This window comes from Staphylococcus sp. GDX8P54P (assembly GCF_017893165.1).
GTDB lineage: Bacteria > Bacillota > Bacilli > Staphylococcales > Staphylococcaceae > Staphylococcus > Staphylococcus borealis.
This window is the reverse complement of record NZ_JAESMM010000063.1, coordinates 1-954: the sequence shown is the minus strand read 5'-3', so window position 1 is coordinate 954 and position 954 is coordinate 1. Positions and strand designations below refer to the sequence as shown.

Genomic DNA, 954 nt, shown 5'->3' with positions numbered 1-954 from the left:
TTGTTGCTGTACCTTTAGCAGCTGGTATTTTAGCATTTATCGGCTTGATTTTATCACCTGCAATAGGTGCTATTTTAATGTCACTAAGTACGGTTATTGTTGCAATTAATGCCTTTACATTAAAATTAAAATAAAAGATAGGAGTTTTATTATGATTAAAAAATTATTTTTTATGATATTAGGATCATTACTAATATTATCAGCTTGCTCCAATAATGATGAAAAAGATAAAGACACTAATGACCAAAAAAGTGAGAGCCATATGAAGCATAATGATGAAAGTAAAGTTCCTGAAGGTATGAAATCGACTAATGAGGGTGAATTTAAAGTAGGAGATAAAGTAACGATTACAGCAGGGCATATGCCAGGTATGAAAGGTGCAGAAGCTACTGTAAAAGGTGCGTATAAAACATATGCCTATGTTGTAAGTTATAAACCCACAAATGGAAATGAAAAAGTAAACAATCATAAATGGGTCGTAAACGAAGAGATTAAAGATGCACCTAAAGATGGATTTAGTAAGGGCGATACTGTTAAATTAGAAGCAAGTCATATGTCTGGTATGAAAGGTGCTACAGCCAATATAGATAACGTGAAAAAGACTACTGTTTACGTAGTTGATTACAAATCCAAAGATAATGGTAAAATCATTAAAAATCATAAATGGATGACAGGAAATGAGCTGAAAGCACGATAAAAATCTAGTTCTAAATTGAGAAATAAATAGATATAAAAATATCCTCCTTAATCAATAATTTAAATAACTTATTATTGTTAAGGAGGATATTTTTTAGTGTGTAAATTAAAAAGAATTTTAGAAGAATAACATTTATCAAAAAACTGTTCATTACCTTATTAATTGAAATTATATAATTAAAAACCGCATCATTAACCGATACGCGGAAGCGTATCATAAATAAAGCTAAAAAATAGGTTGTAAAAAATAAAATATGA

The 954-nt window shown here is 29.0% G+C and carries 2 protein-coding genes; both read left to right on the top strand.

Features of this window, described 5'->3' with window-relative positions:
* Window positions 1–134: copper-transporting ATPase (locus KA909_RS12970; protein ID WP_204252255.1), on the top strand; the 134-nt coding region annotated here is incomplete at its 5' end.
* A gap of 17 nt (window positions 135–151) precedes the next feature.
* On the top strand, window positions 152–697 hold the full coding sequence (locus KA909_RS12965) for a YdhK family protein (protein WP_037537668.1): 546 nt from the start codon (window positions 152–154) through the stop codon (window positions 695–697).
* Window positions 698–954: the final 257 nt, after the last annotated feature.